The following is a 17,126-nucleotide window of genomic DNA, read 5'->3' on the forward strand; positions in this document are numbered from 1 at the left end:
GGAGAAATGCATGGCGAAGTCCGTAGTCATTGTTGAGTCCGCGGCCAAGGCGAAAACCCTGGAAGAGCAGCTTGGCGGAGAAGTGGAAACCATCCTTGTGCAGGCGGCTCCGGCGAAGGCGTCCTATATCCCTCCCAAAGATCATCTGCGTCGGGAACGGCCCCATTTTGATTTTGTTCCGGAAGCCAAGGAAAAGGTATTCTTGGACAGGCTTCTGGCCTGTCAGGGGAAGGAAGTGTATCTCGCCCTCGATGGCGATTGGCGGGGGGAATTCTGGGCCTGGCTGATCAGCGGCTACTGGGGGACAGTCGTCCCAGGCAGCAAACAGCCGAAACGGCTCGGTTTGACCGGTCTTGCCGGAGAGGCGCTCCGGGAATCCTTTCGCCGGGTGGAGCCTGTCAGCGAAGAGAAAGGTCCGGCGACCTATGTCAAGATGGTGTTCGAATCCTATCTGGCCAAGCACCTGCAACGCCTTCTCGGGAGCCGTTCCGGCCCCAATGGCCTCCCGCTGACCTATCCGAGTCTCACCGTTCTTTTTCTGCTGGCGGAACGGGAAACCGAGATCCGGATGTATACTCCCCTCGCCAAATGGAAGGTCAAGGTCAAGATCAGCAGCGGGGCGGGGGATTGTATTCTCAGTCTGGAAGAGGCATACGGCATCACGGATGACGGTTTTTTGCGCAACGAAAAAGAAGTCCATGCCGCCATTACCCTGTTTAACGCGGAACTGTTTCAGGTCCGGGAGGTGGTTGCCTCGCCTCTTGCGGTCCCTCCTCCCGGGCCGTACCATTTTATGGAACTCCTGCGGGATGGGGTTGTGCAGGGAGGGCTTTCGCCGCTGGCGGTAATGACCGCGGTGCGCAATCTGTATTACGGCGTGGAGGTGGATGGCCGAAGGCTGGGGCTGATCACGGCATTTCTGCCCCCGTCCATGGCGCAGGAAGCTTTCGGCCTCTTGTTCGGCAAGATTCGGGAGCAGGCCGGCAAAAGGTTGGGCGCGGCCTGTCTGGGGCCGGAGATCAGTCAGGAAAATACCAGGGGGGCGATTCTGCCCACGGAGCCTGCGCTTGGTCCGGAGGAGCTTTCGGGGAAACTGGGGCCGGCGGAGGACACGATATACCGGCTGGTTTGGGCCAGAGCCCTGGCCAGCCAGATGAAGGAGGCCAGGGGAGAGCTTCTCGCCGTCACGGTTGCGGCCGGGGAAGATTGCATCTTCCAGGGCAGCGCCAAGGTTTTGACGGATACAGGGTTTCTCGCCATCTATCCCGGCTGTCAGGAGCATGAGCTTTTGGCGCCTTCTTCGCCCTTGGCCGGTGCGCAACCGGGCCAGGCCTTGCGGTGCGTGCAGGTCATCCCGGAAAAAAATACCGGAATTCCCCCAGAGTATTACAGCTTTGACGGTTTGGCCGCCGATCTTGCCGATTTCTCCCTGGAAATCGATCCAATGACCGTGGCCATGCTCCAGCAGATGCTTGACAGCAATTATCTCCGCATGATGCCGGACGGATCGTTTCGCTGCGCCGAGAACACCGGCAAGCTTATCAGCGTCATGAACCGCGCTTTTCCGACCATGAAGGGGGTTCATCTTTCCGCCTATCTGGCCCAGACCATCGAAGAGGCGGTGAGCGGAAGAAAGAATCTGGCCGCGGCCTTGCAACAGTTTGATCAGACCATGATGATGCGGGGCGAGGTGCTGGTAAAGATGGCGGTGCCGCTGACCTCCCAGAAGCGGGGAATCAGTTCCCGCAGCGTTATCAGGCTGCCGGAAGAAGGGGTGGCGGAAAAGACCGGGAATTTGGAGGAAGAGGCTGCCTCTGTCCAAACGGAAAAGGCGCCGGTGTCCGCGCCCGAGCCTACGGAGGCGGCTGCGCTTGTACCGCCGCCGGTGGAGCAGATTCCGGAGGAAGAGGTTGCCGCGCCAGTGGTGCAGGCGGAAGAGGGTGCTTCCGGCGGGGGAGAGGAGCAAGAGCCCATCGTGCTGGAGGAGTCCGGGGCTGCGGAAGAGGTTGTCTCGCCCGAGCTTGCCGCGGCAACGGAAAAGATGTTTGCCGAGGCTGAGGCTGTCCTGGATGAGCCGATGGCAACGGCTGTAAAGACGGATGTCCCTCCTGCCGCCGAACCGGCTGCTCCGGCAGTGGCCGCGCCCGGCAAGCCGTGTCCGGATTGCGGCAGGGTGTTGCTCTTGAAGGAAGACCGGTTCGGCAAGTATTGGTACTGTTCCGGGCATCCCGAGTGCCGGCATTCGGAATCCTACGAAAAAGAGGGCGGGCCGTCCCTGCTCTGTCCGGTGTGTCAAACCGGCACCGTGGTGACCAAGCATACCCCCACCGGCAAGATTTTTTATGTCTGCCCCGAGCAGGATTGCGAATTCATGGCCTGGTCCAAGCCCCATGCCATTGCCTGCCAGCTCTGCGACTCCCCGTTTTTGGTGGAAAAAAAGAGCCTTGATGGAAGAACCTCCCTGCGATGCCCCAGGGCCGGCTGCACTTTTTCCCGGCCCCTGTCTGGAGGGGGGAGTGCGGAACAGGATTCTGCCGAAGCGCCCAGGAAAAAGAAGGTGCTGGTGCGCCGCGTTGCCCCGGGAAGCGGGGGGAGCGGGGGAGCAACGAAAAAGGTCCGGATTGTCAGGCGGAAGAAGTGAGAAGTGGCGACTGTCCGCTTAAAGCTGTCAGCTTGCGGCGGGGCGTTATTTGAGGATGGTCTCCAGGTAGGCCAGGATTTCCTCAGCGAGCTGCGGGTTGTCAAGCAGCAGGGAAAGTTCGTGATTGTGCTTGAGGGCCGATTGCGTGAGATTGTGGCTTCCCACCAGGCAGTAGCGGCGATCGATGACCGCCAGCTTGGCATGACTGGTTCGGTTTGGGGAGTCGAAAAAAACCGCGACCCCGCCTTTTTTGAGAAGTGCGGCTGTTTCCTGGTTCGCCCGGTTCAGCTTCTGGTCATGGCCGGAATATTCCAGGATCACCCGCACCGCCACCCCCCGTTGTTTCGCCGCCACCAGTTCCCTGACCAGCCCTGCCGGCCGATTGTTGCCGGCCGGGCTGGTTTTGAAAAGAAACATGGCGAGATCGATGCGCTGGCCAGCGTTTTTGATCAGGGCGGCCAGGGTGTCGTAATAGGCGGTATCGGGCACGGCCCGGATTGCTCCGGGTTGGACAAGCGGCCTTGCCTGCGCCTCGGCGGTGGCGGCCCAAGCCGCGCCTGCGGCAAGCAGGCAGAACAGGAGGATGGCCGTCACGGAGGTTTGGCCGGCGATCCTCCTCCTGCCTTGGAAGTCCGAAGAGATCAGTTGGGCCACCAGGCCACGCCCATCCGGCGGATGATGTTGAAGCCGCCGCCCAGGACCAGGTTGTTGCTCAGCCCCAGATAATCCAGAACGATCTGGATCTCGGAAGAGCGGGTGCCTGCGTCGCAGATGATGAGCATGGTTTTGTCTTTCGGCAACTCCTGGTACCGGTCCCGGATCTCGATGTAGGGCACGGAGAGCCACTTCTCCTTGCCGTATCTTTCGACAAAATGTCCTGTCTCGTTGGGATGGCGGAGATCGAGGGCCACCCAGTCTGGGTGCGAGGCGAAATCCTCCATCCAGGCGAGGAAGTCCCGGATGCTTACATAGCGGAGGCGGCCGGCGGCCAGGTTGTCCGCCGCGTTTGCCGTGGCATTCAGGGCATCAAGGGCCGTGGCAAAAGGCGGGGCGTAGGCCATTTCCAATTGGCTGAGGTCGTCGATGGTGCCACCCTGGCCGATGATTGCGGCCGCTGCGTCGATGCGGGCCAGCACTGCATCGCCCATGGGGCCGAAACCCTGAACGCCAAGCGCCTTGCGGGTTCGCTTGTCGAAAACCAGCCGGAGCGGGATGATCGCCTCGGTTGGGAAGAAGTGGGCCCGATCCGATTGGGCGGTGGTCACTGCGGCGGCATCGAAACCCTCGGCCAGGGCAGATTCCAGGGAGAGGCCGGTGGCGGCGATGCAGCGTTCGAAAGCCTTCATGGTGAAGCTGCCGATCCAGCCCTTGTATTTGGTAGGGATGCCGGCGATGTTGTCGCCGACGATCCTGCCTTCGCGATTGGCCAGCGAACCCATGGGGGCGATGGAGTTTTTGCCGGAGACCATGTTTTTGACCTCGATGCAGTCGCCAGCAGCGTAGATGCTGGGGTCGGAGGTCTGCAACCGCTCGTTGACCACGATATTGCCCATGGGGGAAACGAGCAGCCCGGCAGCCTGCGCCAGTTCGCTTCTCGCCCGGACGCCCACGGCCATTACCACCAAGTCCGCCTCCAGGGTCCGTTTGGGGGTGACTACCCTGCGCACCTTGCCGTTTTCACCTTCGATGGCGGAGGCTGCCTCGCTGGTAAAGACATCGACCCCGCTTTCCGTAAGATGGGTTTCCAGCATCCGGGCAAATTCCCAATCCACGATGCGGGGCATGATCTGCGGCATGAATTCGAGGATGGTGGTTTTGATGCCCCAGAGGTCGGAAAACGCTTCGGCCATTTCAATGCCGATGGCGCCGCCGCCGATGACCACTGCCTGGCTCACTTCGCCCCTGGCGATGCGTTCCTTGATGGCGATGGCCTTGTGCAGGTCGCTGATGGTGAACACCCCGTCCAAATCGGCGCCGGGAATGGGCAGCATGTTGGGTTTGGTGCCGGTGGCCAGGACCAGATTGTCGTAGGGGATGGATTCCTTGGCGCCGGTGTGCACGTCTTCGATATGCACGACCTTTGCCTTACGGTCAATGTCCAGGGCGCGGGTGTTGGTTCGGGCCGTAACCCCCTTGGCTTTGAGAAAAAAGGCTTCGTCCCTGGTCATATGGAAGCTGGTGTTGCGCAATTCCTTCTCGTCGGAGACATCGCCCGAAACATAGTAGGGGATACCGCAGCCGCCGTAGGAGATCAGGCTGTCCTGATCGATGATGGTCACCTCGGCATCGGGCAGGAGGCGTTTTACCCGGCAGGCGGATTTTGGTCCGGCGGCAACCCCGCCGATGATCACGATTTTTTTTCCCATGGTCGTTTCCTTATGGTTAACAGGTTGATCAATCTGTCTGGTGTCCTGGAGAATGGCGTAGCGTATCGCGAAAGAATCTGGCTGTCAAACGTTTCAACCCGGCATCTCAATATTTTATTATCTTCTTAAGTTCTCCCTTGACAGGCCTGTCCGCGCTCTTTATAAATGGGTATATGCACAAAACTTATGTTTTCTTCATAGACGGAAAAATACTTGGGCAAGGAGAGCAGCGGCATGAAACGGGACAACCTTTTTGCAACGGAAACCAGCAAGAGCAACACCCAATTTGTCAAGGATCTTGGCGGGGTGGTCAAAAAGTACGGATTTATCATCCACAACGAGGAAAAAATGGAGATGGCCCATTCCTTTGGCAAGCATGGGGCCGAGGTTGCCGAGGGGTTTGATCTGCACATGATCCAGGTCTGTAAGCCGGAAAAGGCGGCAAAAAGTCTTTCCGCCAATCCCGAGCGGGCGGTGCTGATGCCCAAGTTTATCATGACCTTTACCCAAAACGGCAAAACCCAAATCCGTTTTTTGAGCTTCAGCGCCGACAATATCAGGGCCGTGATCGACGATGAGCAGTTCCCGGCATCCCTGGCGGAGACGTACAATAAAATAATCGAGATGATTGAAGAGGCGAAATAGTCTCGGCCGGCGCACGGAGTGTTCGGGGCACAATACGGAGGGAGATTTGGCATGTGGAATTTTTTGATCAAGATCAACAAGCGGCTGGTGGTGGTCATTCCGGCCATGATGGCGGCGGGCTACCTGTTCGGGATCAGCGCCGGCCCGGCATCCCTGGGCGTCCTCAAGGGGTTGATTCTGCCCCTTACCTTTCTCATGGTCTATCCCATGATGGTGACCCTGAACATCAAGGCCTTGCAGGACGGGATCAAGAATGTCGGGCTGCAACTTTCCGCCCAGTCCATCAACTTTCTCGTGGTTCCTTTTATTGCCTATGGCCTGGGGCTTATCTTCTTCAGGGACCAGCCGTATATGGCCCTGGGGCTTTTGCTTGCCTCCCTGCTGCCCACCAGCGGCATGACCATTTCCTGGACCGGCTTTGCCAAGGGCAATCTGGCCGCCGCCGTCAATATGACCGTCATCGGCCTAACCCTGGGCTCGCTGGCCACCCCATTCTATGTGCAGGCGCTCATGGGCGCCAGGGTGGATGTCGATCTGCTGCTGGTGGCCAAGCAGATCCTCATTATTGTTTTTCTGCCCATGCTGCTCGGATACTTGACCAGGCAAGTGTTTTTGCAGAAATATGGGCCCCAGGAGTTTAAAAACACCTGGGCGCCCCGTTTTCCCTCCCTGTCCACGGTGGGAGTGCTGGGCATCGTCTTTGTGGCCATTGCCCTGAAGGCCAGGGGAATATCCGAGAACCCGGCCATCCTCGGCGGGATTCTGGCGCCGCTGCTCATCATGTATGGCTTGAATTTCGGCCTGAGCACCGTGATCGGCAAGCTGTTTTTTGCCCGCGGCGACGCCATCGCCCTGGTCTACGGCACGGTGATGCGCAATCTTTCCATCGCCCTGGCTATCGCCATCAATGCCTTCGGAGAGAAGGGCGCGGATGCCGCGTTGATCATCGCGGTATCCTATATTATCCAGGTGCAGTCCGCGGCCTGGTATGTGAAATTCAGTGACAGGATTTTCGGGCCCGCGCCCAGTGCGAATTAACAATCAAACACATTGTGTAAACGAGAGGAGAAATACCATGGACAAGAAGCGGATAGCAGTGCCGTCAAACAATCCTGGCGGACTTGAGGGCGGACGTTCCGAACATTTCGGGCATTGTGACCTGTTCACCCTGGTCGATCTGGAAAACGGCAACATCGTCGGGGTGGAAACGGTCGCCAGCATCGCGCATGGCGCCGGCGGCTGCATGGAACCGGTGGGCATGCTCAAGGATCATGGCGTGCAGGCCATTCTCGTGGCGGGTATGGGTGCAAGGCCGCTGCAGGGGTTTGCCCAGGTTGGCATTGACGTCTATTTCGCTGCCCGTCATGCCTTTGAAACGGTGGCCGAGGTTGTTTCCGGCATGCTTGAAAACAAGTTGATCTTGATGGAGCCCACCCAGGCCTGCCAGGGACACGGCAACTGTCATGGCGAGGGGCACTGATTTCATCCCGGTAGTTCTTCCTCGAGGAGGGGGCTGTCTTCGATGATGAGGGCGGCGCCCTCGACCAGCGCTTGGGCGACCTTGCTCCGGGCCGAGGTCAGGATTCTTTGCACCGTTCCCCGTGAAATCCCCATGCTGGCTCCGGCCTGCTCCTGGGTCAACCCCCGCAAGTCGCAGAGCCGCAAGGTTTCCAGTTCATCCTGAAGCAGGGGGATGTGGGTCAATTCCGTCAAGGGTATCCGGGCGGGTTTGAACGCTTTGCCGCATTTCCTCCCTTCGCAATGGCGTATTTTCTTTGGTCTCGGCACAGGAGCTTCCTCGTGGGGTAGCGTTTGTAACACAATAGTCTTGGTTTTGTCAGGATGACGAACGGTTCGTAAAGAGTGCCTGTACTGTACAGGAAAAAAAAGAGGAGATAAACCCCTTCATGCGACTGTTCGGCCAGAAGAAAAAACCGGACAAAAGAGGAGGATGGTGGTGCTCAATTTTTCTGGGGCAACCGGGTCGGCAACCCCTCTGGGCTGAGGATAATGGGCAGGGAAACGCGGAGATGAAAACACGGGCGGGAGCCTGTCATTTTTTATTGACAAAGAGTGCTCCACTGGCTATGGTCCTCTGACTGAATCACTGTTCAGATTTTACATGGAGTCACAATCGCCCTGCCTCGAAAGCCCCTCCAGTGCTGCGAGTGGGAAATATGGTGCGGGGCGAACTGTTTATTTATTGGAAACCTATTTAATTTACCTTAGTAAGGGAGGAATCGACAATGCCGAAGCATGATACGCCTTTGTTGGACGAGCTCGAAAAAGGCCCGTGGCCGAGTTTCGTCACTGACCTGAAGCGTCAGGCAGAGAAAAAGCCCGAATGTTTTGATATTCTGGGTCAGCTTGAGCTGTCTTTCAGGGACAAGATTACCCATTGGAAACACGGCGGCATCGTTGGTGTTTTCGGTTACGGCGGCGGTATCGTCGGCCGTTATTCCGACGTGCCGGATCGGTTTCCTGGCGTGGCCCACTTCCACACCGTACGTTTGAACCAGCCTTCCAGTAAGTTCTACAGCAGCGCGAAACTTCGCGACATCTGCAACCTCTGGGAGAAATACGGTTCCGGTATGACCAATATGCACGGCTCCACCGGCGACCTGGTTCTTCTCGGCACCACCACCCCGAACCTGGAGCCCCTGTTCTACGAACTGACCCACGATCTGAATCAGGATCTCGGCGGTTCCGGCTCCAACCTGCGTACTCCGGAATGCTGCCTTGGCCGCGCCCGTTGCGAGTGGGGTTGCTACGACACCCAGGATCTCTGCCACACCCTGACCATGCACTACCAGGACGAAATCCATCGTCCCGCATTCTCCTACAAGTTCAAATTCAAATTCTCCGGTTGCCCCAACGACTGCGTTGCCGCCATCGCCCGTTCCGACTTTGCTGTTATCGGCACCTGGCGTGACGATATCCGCATCGATCAGGCTGCGGTTAAGGGCTACATCAAGGGTGACTTCATTCCCAACGCTGGCGCGCACTCCGGCAAGGATTGGGGTAAATTCGACATCAAAAAAGAGGTTCTTGATCTGTGCCCCACCGAATGTATGTGGATGGAAGGCGATACCCTCAAGATCGACAACTCAGAATGCACCCGCTGCATGCATTGCATCAACGTAATGCCCCGCGCACTGCGTCCCGGTTTGAAGCAGGGCGCGACCATCTGTGTCGGCGCCAAGGCCCCGATTCTTGACGGCGCCCAGTTCGCCACCATGACCATCCCCTTCCTCGAGGTCAAAAAGAACGAGGACGGCGAGTACGCAGAGGTTGTCGAAGTTATCGAGAAGATCTGGGATTGGTGGATGGAAGTCGGCAAAAACCGCGAGCGCGTTGGTGAGACCATCATGCGCGTAGGTCTGCCCACCTTCTTGAAGGTTATGGAAGTAACCCCTCTGCCGCAGCATATCAAGGAACCCCGCTCCAACCCCTATGTATTCTGGCAGGAAGACGAGGTTGAAGGCGGTTTTGAGCGTGACATTAAGGAATTCCGCAAGCGTAACGCCCAGTAAGGAGCGTGGCTGTTGCTGATACTACACTGAACTTTTAGATTTCACGATATTAGGAGGAATTATCATGGGTTACGATCCAGAGAATCCGATGGCCGACAGAATCACAGACATCGGGCCGCCACATTACGAGCAGTTTTTTCCGCCGGTTGTTAAAAAGAACTACGGCAAGTGGCTGTACCACGAGCTCATTCAGCCCGGCGTTTTGATGCACAAGGGCGAGAGCGGCGACGAGTGCTACACCGTCCGTGTTGGCGCAGCCCGTCTCATCAGTATCGAACTGATCCGCGAGATCTGCGACGTTGCCGATAAGCATTGCGATGGCTACGTTCGTTGGACCACCCGGAACAACGTTGAGTTCATGGTTGACTCCAAGGCTAAGGTTCAGCCCCTGTTGGACGACCTGAAGGGCCGCGGCAACCGTTTCCCGGTTGGCGGCACCGGCGCTTCCGTCAGCAACTGCGTGCATACCCAGGGCTGGATCCACTGCCATACCCCGGCTACCGACGCTTCCGGCGTTGTGAAGGCGGTTATGGATGAGCTGTTTGACTACTTCGTCAGCCACAAGCTGCCTGCTCAGGTTCGTGTTGCCTTGGCTTGCTGCCTGAACATGTGCGGCGCGGTGCATGCTTCCGATATCGCCATCCTCGGCGTGCATCGGAAACCGCCGATGATCGACCACGATGCGATCACCGGTCTGTGCGAGCTGCCCCTGGCCATCTCCGCCTGTCCCCTGGGCGCTGTTAAGCCTGCAACCGTGAAGAACAGCGCCGGCGAGGACATCAAGTCCGTTAAGGTTAACGCCGATCGCTGCATGTTCTGCGGTAACTGCTACACCATGTGTCCGGCAATGCCTTTGGCTGATCCGGATGGTGACGGTATCGCCATTCTGGTAGGCGGCAAGGTTTCCAACTCCAGAAAGGCGCCGATGTTCTCCAAGCTGGTTATCCCCTTCCTGCCCAACACCCCGCCTCGCTGGCCGGAGACCGTTGCCGCGGTGAAGAACATTCTTGAGACCTACGCCAAGGACGCCCGTAAGTATGAGCGCGTTGGCGAGTGGGCTGCCCGGATCGGTTGGGAGAAATTCTTCGAAAAGACCGGTATCCCGTTCACCATCAAGTCTGTTGATGATTACCGCTTGGCGTACGATACCTGGAGAACCACCACCCAGTTCAAGTTCACCAGCCATATCAAGTAACGTGAACGGTTTTCACTAGAATCAGGGTCAGTAGTTCTTGGGTTCCTTGAACTACTGGCCTTGTTCTGTTGATTGATGATGTGCTTGCGTAAAACCTTATTGAAAGGAGTAAGTGCCATGGCATTAAGCAAAGATGAGTTGAAAGCAGCGATTCTTGAAAAAGCGCTGAATGGTCCCAAGGCCCAGCTCTATGTAAAGGATTTTTATGCCTGTGATCCGGAAGCCGGGCCCCGTGACGTGAAGAACGCGGCCAACGATCTGGTTAAAGAAGGCAAGATGGACTTCTGGTCCAGCGGCAGCACCACCATGTACGCTGCAAAAGGCCGGGCCAAGGACGAAGAGCATCGCTAGTTTTTTGTTTTTCAGCCGTTGTTATGAAAATGCAGAGGATTTCCTCTGCATTTTTTTTTGTGATCTTTTGTGGGATACCCTAAACAGGGAAGGTGTTTGGGAGAGCTTTTTGGAGAGTGAGGCAGGCCATGCGCAACGATTTGGATACTCTTTTTGCCGCCATTGACCAAGCGTTCAAAACCGTGCAGCAGGCCCATCCCGAAGCGGTTGCCTGCGGCAAGGGGTGCTCGGATTGCTGTCACGCTGTTTTTGATGTCTCTGAGGTTGAGGCGGTCAATCTTCTGGAGCATTTCCAGCGGCTGGCGCCATCGGTGCGGGAACAGATACGAGGTGCGGCGCAAGAATCCCTGCAGGCCTGGGAACACGCCATGGCTTCCCGCCTCGATCCGGCCGTGGCCCGGATCCGGTGTCCCCTGCTGGATGAGCACGGGCTCTGTCTCTGCTATGAAGCACGTCCGGTGAATTGCCGGACCTATGGCATCCCGACCGTGATTGACGGCAAGGGGCATGTCTGCGGTCTTTCCGGTTTCGAACCGGGAACCTCCTATCCCACGGTCAATCTTGCTTCCCTGCAGCGGGTGCTCTACGATCTTTCCGTCCAGTTGGCAGGCGAGGACAAGGGGGCAAAGCGCTGGCCCATTGCCGCGGTGATTCTCAATCTTCCCGGCTAACAGCTATTGCAAAGAAAAGAATATCCTTGCCCCTTTTGTCGGATGTTATCCCTTCTCTATCTCAGCCGCTTTTTCCAGGAATTTTTCCGCATGACGGCTGTGTTTGAAGCTCTTGTGGATTGCCGCCACGGTCCGGTAGGCGTCCGCAGCCCTCTTTGTATCCCCCTTGGCCAGATAGATCTCCGCCAGAATCTCCAGGGTATCCACCGAGCCCTGGGGGTTTCGCAGGGCGCCGTATTCATCAAGGACCTCTGAATACAAGCGGATCGCTTGCTCGTAGTCCTTGGCGTCGTACATGAGCTTGGCCTTTTTCTTTTCGATGGAAAAAAGGCTGAAGCGGTCCGAATGCTTCTGGCAGATGGCGTAGGTCCGGTCATAATGGCTCATGGCCGTTGCCACATCGCCGCGGGCGGCGCAGATGTCTCCCAGTTTGTCGGCTGCATTGGCAACGCCGATCTCATTGCCTTCGAGTTCAAAGGCGATGAGCGCGTTGTGAAAGGCGTTGGCCGCCTGGGCAGGCTCAAGGTTCTTGAGGAATTCCTGGCCAGCCTCGTAATCGAGCTGGGCCTGGCTTTTTTCTTTTTCTTCCTGTTTCTGCTGTTCAGTCATTTTTGGGCTCTTTTGCTGTGTGCAGCAGGGCGAGTGCTTCCCTGGCAAGTTCCGCCACGGTGGTATGCACGGGTTGCCCCTGCTCGTAAATGGTTAATCCGGCATGGTCGCCGGTGAGTTTTTCAATCTCGCTTTCCACTTCGGTGGCGGCGATCCGGCCGAAGAGCCGGACGGCATGGCCCCGGGTGATTGCTTCCGGGTGGGTGACGAAGGGGAAGAGGCTGTAAAAGGGAGTGGCGCGGACAATGTCCGGCCGTTTTTCCGCGATGGTCCCCAGGGCCCACAGCACCTGAACCCTGCTGGAGGGCGCGCCCCGATGCATGAGCAGATGCCTGGTAAAGCCGCCGTAGATGTCGGGACGCGCCGCGATGATGGAGCCGATGGATTCCAGCAGCCCCCAGTGGGTGGCGGCGGAATCGGAACAGGCCTCGTAGAGCCGGTGCAGCAGGTCGCTCACCGCCCCTGGTATCCGGGTGGAGAGCCGCCGGCAGACCTGGCCCAGAATATGGGCGCATTGCCAGCGTGTTCCCTCGTCCGGGGCATAGAGCAATCGTTGGATGAAACGCAGGGTCTTGAGATCGTCGAAGGCCATGTCAACCAAGCCGTCGATATCCTGTTCCGCCACCATTCGGGTGACTGCCCCTTTGTCGGCCCGCTTCTTCTTGCGCTTGGGATCGCGAGCCGGCTCCATGGCAGGGAGATCGCTTGCGGGATCTTCCTTGAGCAGGGCGCTGTCCTTGGCATTCTTGTCGGTGTGCAGCCGGTTGGCAAGGTCGGCCAGCTCCCGGTTGAGGCGGACAAAATAGAGAACCCCAGCCACCTTGCGGCCATCGACATTCTTGGTTTCGTAGACCTGATGGTTCTGTTCGTCGTAGTTGTCGATCCGTCCCGTGAGGTAGTCCTCGTCTGGAAGCAGTTCCCAGGCGAGATCCCAGTTGTCATCGCAGGCGTGGACTATGGCCTCGACCATGGCCGCTCCCACATTGAAACCGGTGGGATCGCAGGTGTATGTTGCGCCGCACTGGCATTCGCCCACGGTGAATTCATCCATTTTGCGCTGCACGGGTTCCTTGGGGCGGCCTACATCCTGGCCGCAGAACGGGCACCAGGGCCTGACTTTTATCTGCGCTTCTTTCGCCATGCTTACAGCTCGTTCTCGATGGCCTCGGCAAGGCGCGGGTCAACCGCATAGCCGAGTTCTTTCGCCCTGGCCAACGACTTTTGGGCTGCCGGGTAATCCTTGTTGTAATAGAGGGCCACGGCGAGATTGTTATGGGCCATGGGAAAATCCGGTTCAAGCTTGACCGCTTCCTTGGCCGCTTTGACCGCCAGTTCGAAATTGCCGGCCATGACCTGGGCTGAGGCCAGGTTGATCCAGGCCATGTGCATTTTGGGGTCGTTCATCGTGGCCAGGGTATAGGCCTCGATGGCCTTGTCGCTTTCGCCTTTTTGCTGCCAGATAAGGCCGATGTTGTTATGGGGCTGGGCCAGGGCCGGGTTGACCTGCACCGCCGCTTGGTTTGCGGCCAGCGCCTTGTCCAGTTCGCCCTGCTCAAAATGCATGGCCCCGATGTTGATGAGGGCCTCCACGGCGTGGGGGTCGATCTCCAAGCATTTTTCCAGCGACCGCATGGCATCGGCGGTTCTTCCCGCCTTGCGATACACCAGGGCCAGATGGTGGTGGGCCACGATATTGTCCGGGAGTTCAACGCATTTTTGCTCGAGTTCTTCAATTATCTTGGTCAGATCTTCCTGTTGGGCAGACATGGGGTATCCTCATCCTTCAAAATGGTTGAAAATCGTAAGCAGTTAGAACACAATAGCCATGCCGTTTACTGGTGAAACGGCTGAGGCGCCGTAACAGTGCAAGATACATGGCGATGGTTAAAAAAAACAGCAGTGCTAACGGCGATGTTTATTCCGTAACGGCTCCTCAATCCGCTTTGTAACCTTCGAGGGAAAGCAGATGGTGTTGCGGGAAAAAGGCTTATTCCGGAAAGCCCCGGCAAACAGCCGAAGTGCGATATATATAAGCATGGCGGAGCCGGTGTGCAAGTGGGCCAAAGTACCATATGCTGAAAACTTCGTCAAAATCTTTGCCGATTTCGGGTGTTGCCCGGCCCGGGCGGCGCAACCGCTTGACAGCCGCGGACCCAGGTGGTTTGCTGTGCGCGGGATGGACAGGGCGCGCAGTGCCGGCAGATGACGATTACGGGAGGGATGGGCTTGTCCGCGGAGAAAGAATGTTCAGCAAAAGGGTTGGTGGTGGCCGGTTTGGGCGGCGGCTCGGGAAAAAGCGTGATCGCGGTGGGTCTGGCCGCGGCCTTTGCCGGGCAGGGGCGGCTGGTCGCGCCTTTCAAAAAAGGGCCGGACTATATTGATGCCGGCTGGCTGGCCCTGGCGGGAGGATATCCCTGCTACAATCTGGACCCCTACCTCATGAGTCCGGAAGCGCTCGACCGCTCGTTCCGTCGTCATGTCCACGGGCGGGAACTGGTCATCATCGAGGGCAACCGGGGCCTCTATGACGGGGTCGATGCCGCAGGAACCTTCAGCACGGCGGAGCTCGCCAAGACCTTGGGTTTGCCGGTGTTGCTGGTGGTTGACTGCACCAAGACCACCCGCACCATGGCGGCCCTGGTTCTGGGCTGCCAACGCTTTGATCCGGAGGTGAGGATCGGCGGGGTGATTTTAAACCGGGTGGGTACGTCCCGGCACGAGTCCATTGTCCGGCAGGCGGTGGAGCACTATACCGGTATCCCGGTTTTGGGCGCCATGCCCCGTTCCAAGGAGGATGCCTTTCCGCAGCGGCATCTGGGGATTACCCCCTGTCCGGAGCATGCGGGCGCCGAGGCGGCGGTGCAGGCTCTGGCCGAAAAGGCTGCCCGCCATCTGGATCTTGCCGGGATAGAAAAGATGATGGTCCCCTGCGCCGGCGAGCCGGATGCGGGGCGCCCGGAGTTGCGGGGGACGGAAGCGCCGGTGCGGATCGGCATTCTCAAGGATGCTGCTTTTCAGTTTTACTATGCGGAAAACCTGGAGGCGCTGGTCCGTTGCGGCGCCGAGCTGGTGGAGATCAATGCCCTGACCGCCCCGGAGCTGCCGGGGCTCGATGGTTTATATATCGGCGGGGGGTTTCCGGAAACCAGCGCCGGGGCGCTTTCCGCCAATCTCTCCTTCCGGAATTCACTGAAAAAAGCTGCCGAGGACGGCCTGCCCATTTACGCCGAGTGTGGCGGCTTGATCTATCTCGGCGAAAGCATGGTGCTTGGTGACGAGGTCTTCCCCCTGGTGGGGATTTTCCCGGTGCGATTCGGCCTGAGGAAAAAACCCCAGGCCCATGGCTATACCGTGCTGAAGGCGGAGGGGGAAAATCCCTATTATCCGCAGGGGACCGAGATCAAGGGGCATGAATTCCGCTATAGCCGGGTGGAGGAGTGGGGCGGGGAGGCCGCCCAGCTTACCTTGCGGATGGAGCGGGGGGTGGGGTTTGCCGACGGCCGGGATGGCTTGGTGTTCAAGAACGTGTTGGCCCTGTATACCCACATTCATGCCCTGGGTACGCCGTCCTGGGCTCCGGCCCTGGTAGCCAGGGCGCGGGAGTATCATGCGGCCTTGGCTTGAAACAGGTGGTCCCTGCGTTGACAAGCGGTGTGATCCCAGCCATACTTGAACAGTATCGTGAACCGGTTGGCTTTTTGTGAAAAAAAACGGGAGGAGTACGGATGAATCAGGGCGTGCGGATGGTTCTCATGGCGGTGTCGGCGACATTGGTTTTGGCGGGGACGGCAGGGGCAGCGGATGATATCCGCGAAGGCAAGTGGGAGTTCACCTCGGAGATGCAGATGGAAGGCATGCCGCAGATGCCCGCGCTGCCTCCCGGCGTGACGCTTCCTCCGGGGATTTCTGTTTCCACCCGGGGAAATACCATGCATTCGACGGTGGTGAAGTGTGTCACCAAGGAAGATCTGCTGCCCGCGTCCTCCGAGCAGAAAAACGACGCCAAGTGCAAGACCACCAAGATGGAGCGCAGGGGCAATACGGTCAAATGGAGCACCGTCTGCAACGACGGGGGCATGAAGATGACTGGAAACGGAATTGCCACTTACACCGGTTCGGTCATGGACAGCACCATGACCATGACCACCGAGGGTCAGGGGCAATCCCTCAAACAGACCGTGAAAACCAAGGGGAAATATCTGGGGCTGTGCGGCAAATAGCCTGTGCCGACCAGCCGCTTTAGTGGCTGGTATATGTGCCGAGAACCTTGGCTTCGATCTTCATTCGCGTGGCACCATCGGGCATGGGTTCCTGCCAGTGGATGAACTGGGTTACCACTCGGGAAAACGGCCCGTTGTCCTGCTTGCAGGCATCGCAAATGCTTTCGGCCTCGTCCCGGTAGATGACCACCTTGCTGGCCGGCTCTCCCTTGGCGTCAACCGCCGCCATTTTCCGGCAACCGCATTCCAGGCGGATAACCGCCACGCCGATTCCGTCGGGACTTCCTTCCAGAATGCCGGCAATCATGGCCTCTTCATTTTTTTGCGCCTTGAGTTCCGGGCTTGGGGTGGTTTTTTTCTTGATTTTCGGTTTGCTGCTCATAACAATGACCCTTTTGCGGACAGGTTGAGAATGGCGCAGGTGAAATACCTGCAAAAAAACAGCGGCTGATATCCTAAAAGATCGAGGCAGACTGGTCAACCTGAATCGTCTTTCCCCTCTGCCGGCCCTCATTGCGGCGGGGATTCTTTTTTATTGACAAAAAAATGGTGGTGCATTAGAGGAAAGAGGAATTTGTGTCTCTTCCCGGAAGCAACGGACTCGATATTCTGCCTCGTTTTGTGGCAGTGCGATCTTGTTTATCAATTTTTTTTTAACCTTATACGGAGGAAGTACTATGTGGCAGATTGACATTGACAAGGACAAATGCGTTGGTGATGCAGAGTGCGTAAACGCTTGCCCCGCGCAGGTTTATGAGATGGTTGACGGCAAGGCTGAAGCAGTGAACGCCGACGAGTGCCTTGGCTGCGAGACCTGTGTAGAGGTTTGCCCCGAGGGTGCGATCACCGTCACCGAGGTGTAATGTAGAAATTGCAGAACATTGTGTGATGCGTG

Annotated in this window: 18 protein-coding genes; 11 read left to right on the forward strand and 7 right to left on the reverse strand. The window is 57.9% G+C overall.

Annotated features, from left to right (window positions below):
- Positions 1-10: 10 nt before the first annotated feature.
- Positions 11-2,641 carry a DNA topoisomerase gene (locus MWR57_RS09230; RefSeq protein ID WP_423124522.1) on the forward strand — a complete coding sequence of 877 codons (2,631 nt, stop codon included), beginning with the start codon at positions 11-13 and terminating at the stop codon, positions 2,639-2,641.
- Between the two features lie 45 nt (positions 2,642-2,686).
- Here the strand turns inward: MWR57_RS09230 and MWR57_RS09235 are convergent, their stop codons facing one another.
- Positions 2,687-3,295, reverse strand: a complete 609-nt coding sequence (locus tag MWR57_RS09235; RefSeq protein WP_423124523.1) for a phospholipase D-like domain-containing protein — start codon at positions 3,293-3,295, stop codon at positions 2,687-2,689.
- Complete coding sequence (locus MWR57_RS09240) at positions 3,283-5,007, reverse strand: FAD-dependent oxidoreductase (RefSeq protein WP_423124524.1); 1,725 nt, start codon at positions 5,005-5,007, stop codon at positions 3,283-3,285. The genes MWR57_RS09235 and MWR57_RS09240 overlap by 13 nt, the downstream gene beginning before the upstream one ends.
- Before the next feature lie 234 nt (positions 5,008-5,241).
- On the opposite strand from MWR57_RS09240, the gene MWR57_RS09245 reads away from it, so the two are divergent.
- The 3 genes from MWR57_RS09245 to MWR57_RS09255 are packed head-to-tail and all read left to right on the forward strand — an operon-like array spanning position 5,242 to position 7,132.
- Positions 5,242-5,652, forward strand: a complete 411-nt coding sequence (locus MWR57_RS09245) for a DUF302 domain-containing protein (RefSeq protein WP_423124525.1) — start codon at positions 5,242-5,244, stop codon at positions 5,650-5,652.
- A 51-nt stretch (positions 5,653-5,703) separates the two neighbouring features.
- A complete protein-coding gene (locus MWR57_RS09250) occupies positions 5,704-6,690 on the forward strand; it encodes an arsenic resistance protein (protein ID WP_423124526.1) in 987 nt (328 codons plus the stop codon).
- Positions 6,691-6,727: 37 nt separating this feature from the next.
- Complete coding sequence (locus MWR57_RS09255; protein ID WP_423124527.1) at positions 6,728-7,132, forward strand: NifB/NifX family molybdenum-iron cluster-binding protein; 405 nt, start codon at positions 6,728-6,730, stop codon at positions 7,130-7,132.
- A 2-nt stretch (positions 7,133-7,134) separates the two neighbouring features.
- Here MWR57_RS09255 and MWR57_RS09260 read toward each other — a convergent pair whose 3' ends face one another.
- Entirely contained in the window at positions 7,135-7,440 is a 306-nt protein-coding gene (locus MWR57_RS09260) for a DUF134 domain-containing protein (protein ID WP_423124528.1), read from the reverse strand.
- A gap of 458 nt (positions 7,441-7,898) precedes the next feature.
- On the opposite strand from MWR57_RS09260, the gene dsrA reads away from it, so the two are divergent.
- The 4 genes from dsrA (at position 7,899) to MWR57_RS09280 (ending at position 11,402) form a co-directional block, all read left to right on the forward strand.
- Positions 7,899-9,185, forward strand: a complete 1,287-nt coding sequence (gene dsrA, locus MWR57_RS09265; RefSeq protein ID WP_423124529.1) for a dissimilatory-type sulfite reductase subunit alpha — start codon at positions 7,899-7,901, stop codon at positions 9,183-9,185.
- A gap of 64 nt (positions 9,186-9,249) precedes the next feature.
- Positions 9,250-10,380 (forward strand): dissimilatory-type sulfite reductase subunit beta, encoded by a 1,131-nt coding sequence (gene dsrB / locus MWR57_RS09270; protein WP_423124530.1) that lies wholly within the window; start codon positions 9,250-9,252, stop codon positions 10,378-10,380.
- 117 nt (positions 10,381-10,497) lie between these two features.
- Positions 10,498-10,731, forward strand: coding sequence for a dissimilatory sulfite reductase D family protein (locus MWR57_RS09275; protein ID WP_423124531.1), 234 nt, complete (start codon positions 10,498-10,500; stop codon positions 10,729-10,731).
- Positions 10,732-10,859: 128 nt separating this feature from the next.
- Positions 10,860-11,402: a YkgJ family cysteine cluster protein gene (locus MWR57_RS09280; RefSeq protein WP_423124532.1), complete on the forward strand. Its 543-nt coding sequence runs from the start codon at positions 10,860-10,862 to the stop codon at positions 11,400-11,402.
- Between the two features lie 45 nt (positions 11,403-11,447).
- Here the strand turns inward: MWR57_RS09280 and MWR57_RS09285 are convergent, their stop codons facing one another.
- From MWR57_RS09285 to MWR57_RS09295, 3 genes are read right to left on the reverse strand one after another with little or no spacing between them, the layout of a single operon-like run.
- Entirely contained in the window at positions 11,448-12,011 is a 564-nt protein-coding gene (locus tag MWR57_RS09285; RefSeq protein WP_423124533.1) for a tetratricopeptide repeat protein, read from the reverse strand.
- The gene (locus MWR57_RS09290; RefSeq protein WP_423124534.1) at positions 12,004-13,152 is read right to left on the reverse strand and encodes a DVU0298 family protein; all 1,149 of its coding nucleotides are present in this window, start codon (positions 13,150-13,152) and stop codon (positions 12,004-12,006) included. Before MWR57_RS09290 ends, MWR57_RS09285 begins: the two co-directional genes overlap by 8 nt.
- A gap of 2 nt (positions 13,153-13,154) precedes the next feature.
- Positions 13,155-13,778 carry a tetratricopeptide repeat protein gene (locus tag MWR57_RS09295; protein ID WP_423124535.1) on the reverse strand — a complete coding sequence of 208 codons (624 nt, stop codon included), beginning with the start codon at positions 13,776-13,778 and terminating at the stop codon, positions 13,155-13,157.
- Positions 13,779-14,237: 459 nt separating this feature from the next.
- On the opposite strand from MWR57_RS09295, the gene MWR57_RS09300 reads away from it, so the two are divergent.
- Positions 14,238-15,635 carry a cobyrinic acid a,c-diamide synthase CobB gene (locus MWR57_RS09300; protein ID WP_423124536.1) on the forward strand — a complete coding sequence of 466 codons (1,398 nt, stop codon included), beginning with the start codon at positions 14,238-14,240 and terminating at the stop codon, positions 15,633-15,635.
- A 101-nt stretch (positions 15,636-15,736) separates the two neighbouring features.
- A complete protein-coding gene (locus MWR57_RS09305) occupies positions 15,737-16,231 on the forward strand; it encodes a DUF3617 domain-containing protein (RefSeq protein ID WP_423124537.1) in 495 nt (164 codons plus the stop codon).
- Between the two features lie 19 nt (positions 16,232-16,250).
- On the opposite strand, the gene MWR57_RS09310 is transcribed toward MWR57_RS09305, so the two are convergent.
- Positions 16,251-16,613 (reverse strand): hypothetical protein, encoded by a 363-nt coding sequence (locus MWR57_RS09310; RefSeq protein WP_423124538.1) that lies wholly within the window; start codon positions 16,611-16,613, stop codon positions 16,251-16,253.
- A gap of 295 nt (positions 16,614-16,908) precedes the next feature.
- Here MWR57_RS09310 and MWR57_RS09315 point away from each other — a divergent pair, with 295 nt between their 5' ends.
- Positions 16,909-17,094, forward strand: a complete 186-nt coding sequence (locus MWR57_RS09315; protein WP_423124539.1) for an ATP-binding protein — start codon at positions 16,909-16,911, stop codon at positions 17,092-17,094.
- Positions 17,095-17,126: the final 32 nt, after the last annotated feature.

It is taken from the genome of Hydrosulfovibrio ferrireducens, from assembly GCF_046883345.1.
In the GTDB taxonomy this organism is placed as follows: Bacteria; Desulfobacterota; Desulfobulbia; order Desulfobulbales; family Desulfurivibrionaceae; genus Thiovibrio; species Thiovibrio ferrireducens.

Coding starts and splice junctions, on each gene's coding strand:
- MWR57_RS09230 (WP_423124522.1), top strand. CDS start 11: ATGGCGAAGTCCGTAGTCATTGTTGAGTCCGCGGCCAAGGCGAAAACC.
- MWR57_RS09240 (WP_423124524.1), bottom strand. CDS start 5,007: ATGGGAAAAAAAATCGTGATCATCGGCGGGGTTGCCGCCGGACCAAAA.
- MWR57_RS09245 (WP_423124525.1), top strand. CDS start 5,242: ATGAAACGGGACAACCTTTTTGCAACGGAAACCAGCAAGAGCAACACC.
- MWR57_RS09250 (WP_423124526.1), top strand. CDS start 5,704: ATGTGGAATTTTTTGATCAAGATCAACAAGCGGCTGGTGGTGGTCATT.
- MWR57_RS09255 (WP_423124527.1), top strand. CDS start 6,728: ATGGACAAGAAGCGGATAGCAGTGCCGTCAAACAATCCTGGCGGACTT.
- dsrA (WP_423124529.1), top strand. CDS start 7,899: ATGCCGAAGCATGATACGCCTTTGTTGGACGAGCTCGAAAAAGGCCCG.
- dsrB (WP_423124530.1), top strand. CDS start 9,250: ATGGGTTACGATCCAGAGAATCCGATGGCCGACAGAATCACAGACATC.
- MWR57_RS09275 (WP_423124531.1), top strand. CDS start 10,498: ATGGCATTAAGCAAAGATGAGTTGAAAGCAGCGATTCTTGAAAAAGCG.
- MWR57_RS09280 (WP_423124532.1), top strand. CDS start 10,860: ATGCGCAACGATTTGGATACTCTTTTTGCCGCCATTGACCAAGCGTTC.
- MWR57_RS09285 (WP_423124533.1), bottom strand. CDS start 12,011: ATGACTGAACAGCAGAAACAGGAAGAAAAAGAAAAAAGCCAGGCCCAG.
- MWR57_RS09290 (WP_423124534.1), bottom strand. CDS start 13,152: ATGGCGAAAGAAGCGCAGATAAAAGTCAGGCCCTGGTGCCCGTTCTGC.
- MWR57_RS09295 (WP_423124535.1), bottom strand. CDS start 13,778: ATGTCTGCCCAACAGGAAGATCTGACCAAGATAATTGAAGAACTCGAG.
- MWR57_RS09305 (WP_423124537.1), top strand. CDS start 15,737: ATGAATCAGGGCGTGCGGATGGTTCTCATGGCGGTGTCGGCGACATTG.
- MWR57_RS09310 (WP_423124538.1), bottom strand. CDS start 16,613: ATGAGCAGCAAACCGAAAATCAAGAAAAAAACCACCCCAAGCCCGGAA.
- MWR57_RS09315 (WP_423124539.1), top strand. CDS start 16,909: ATGTGGCAGATTGACATTGACAAGGACAAATGCGTTGGTGATGCAGAG.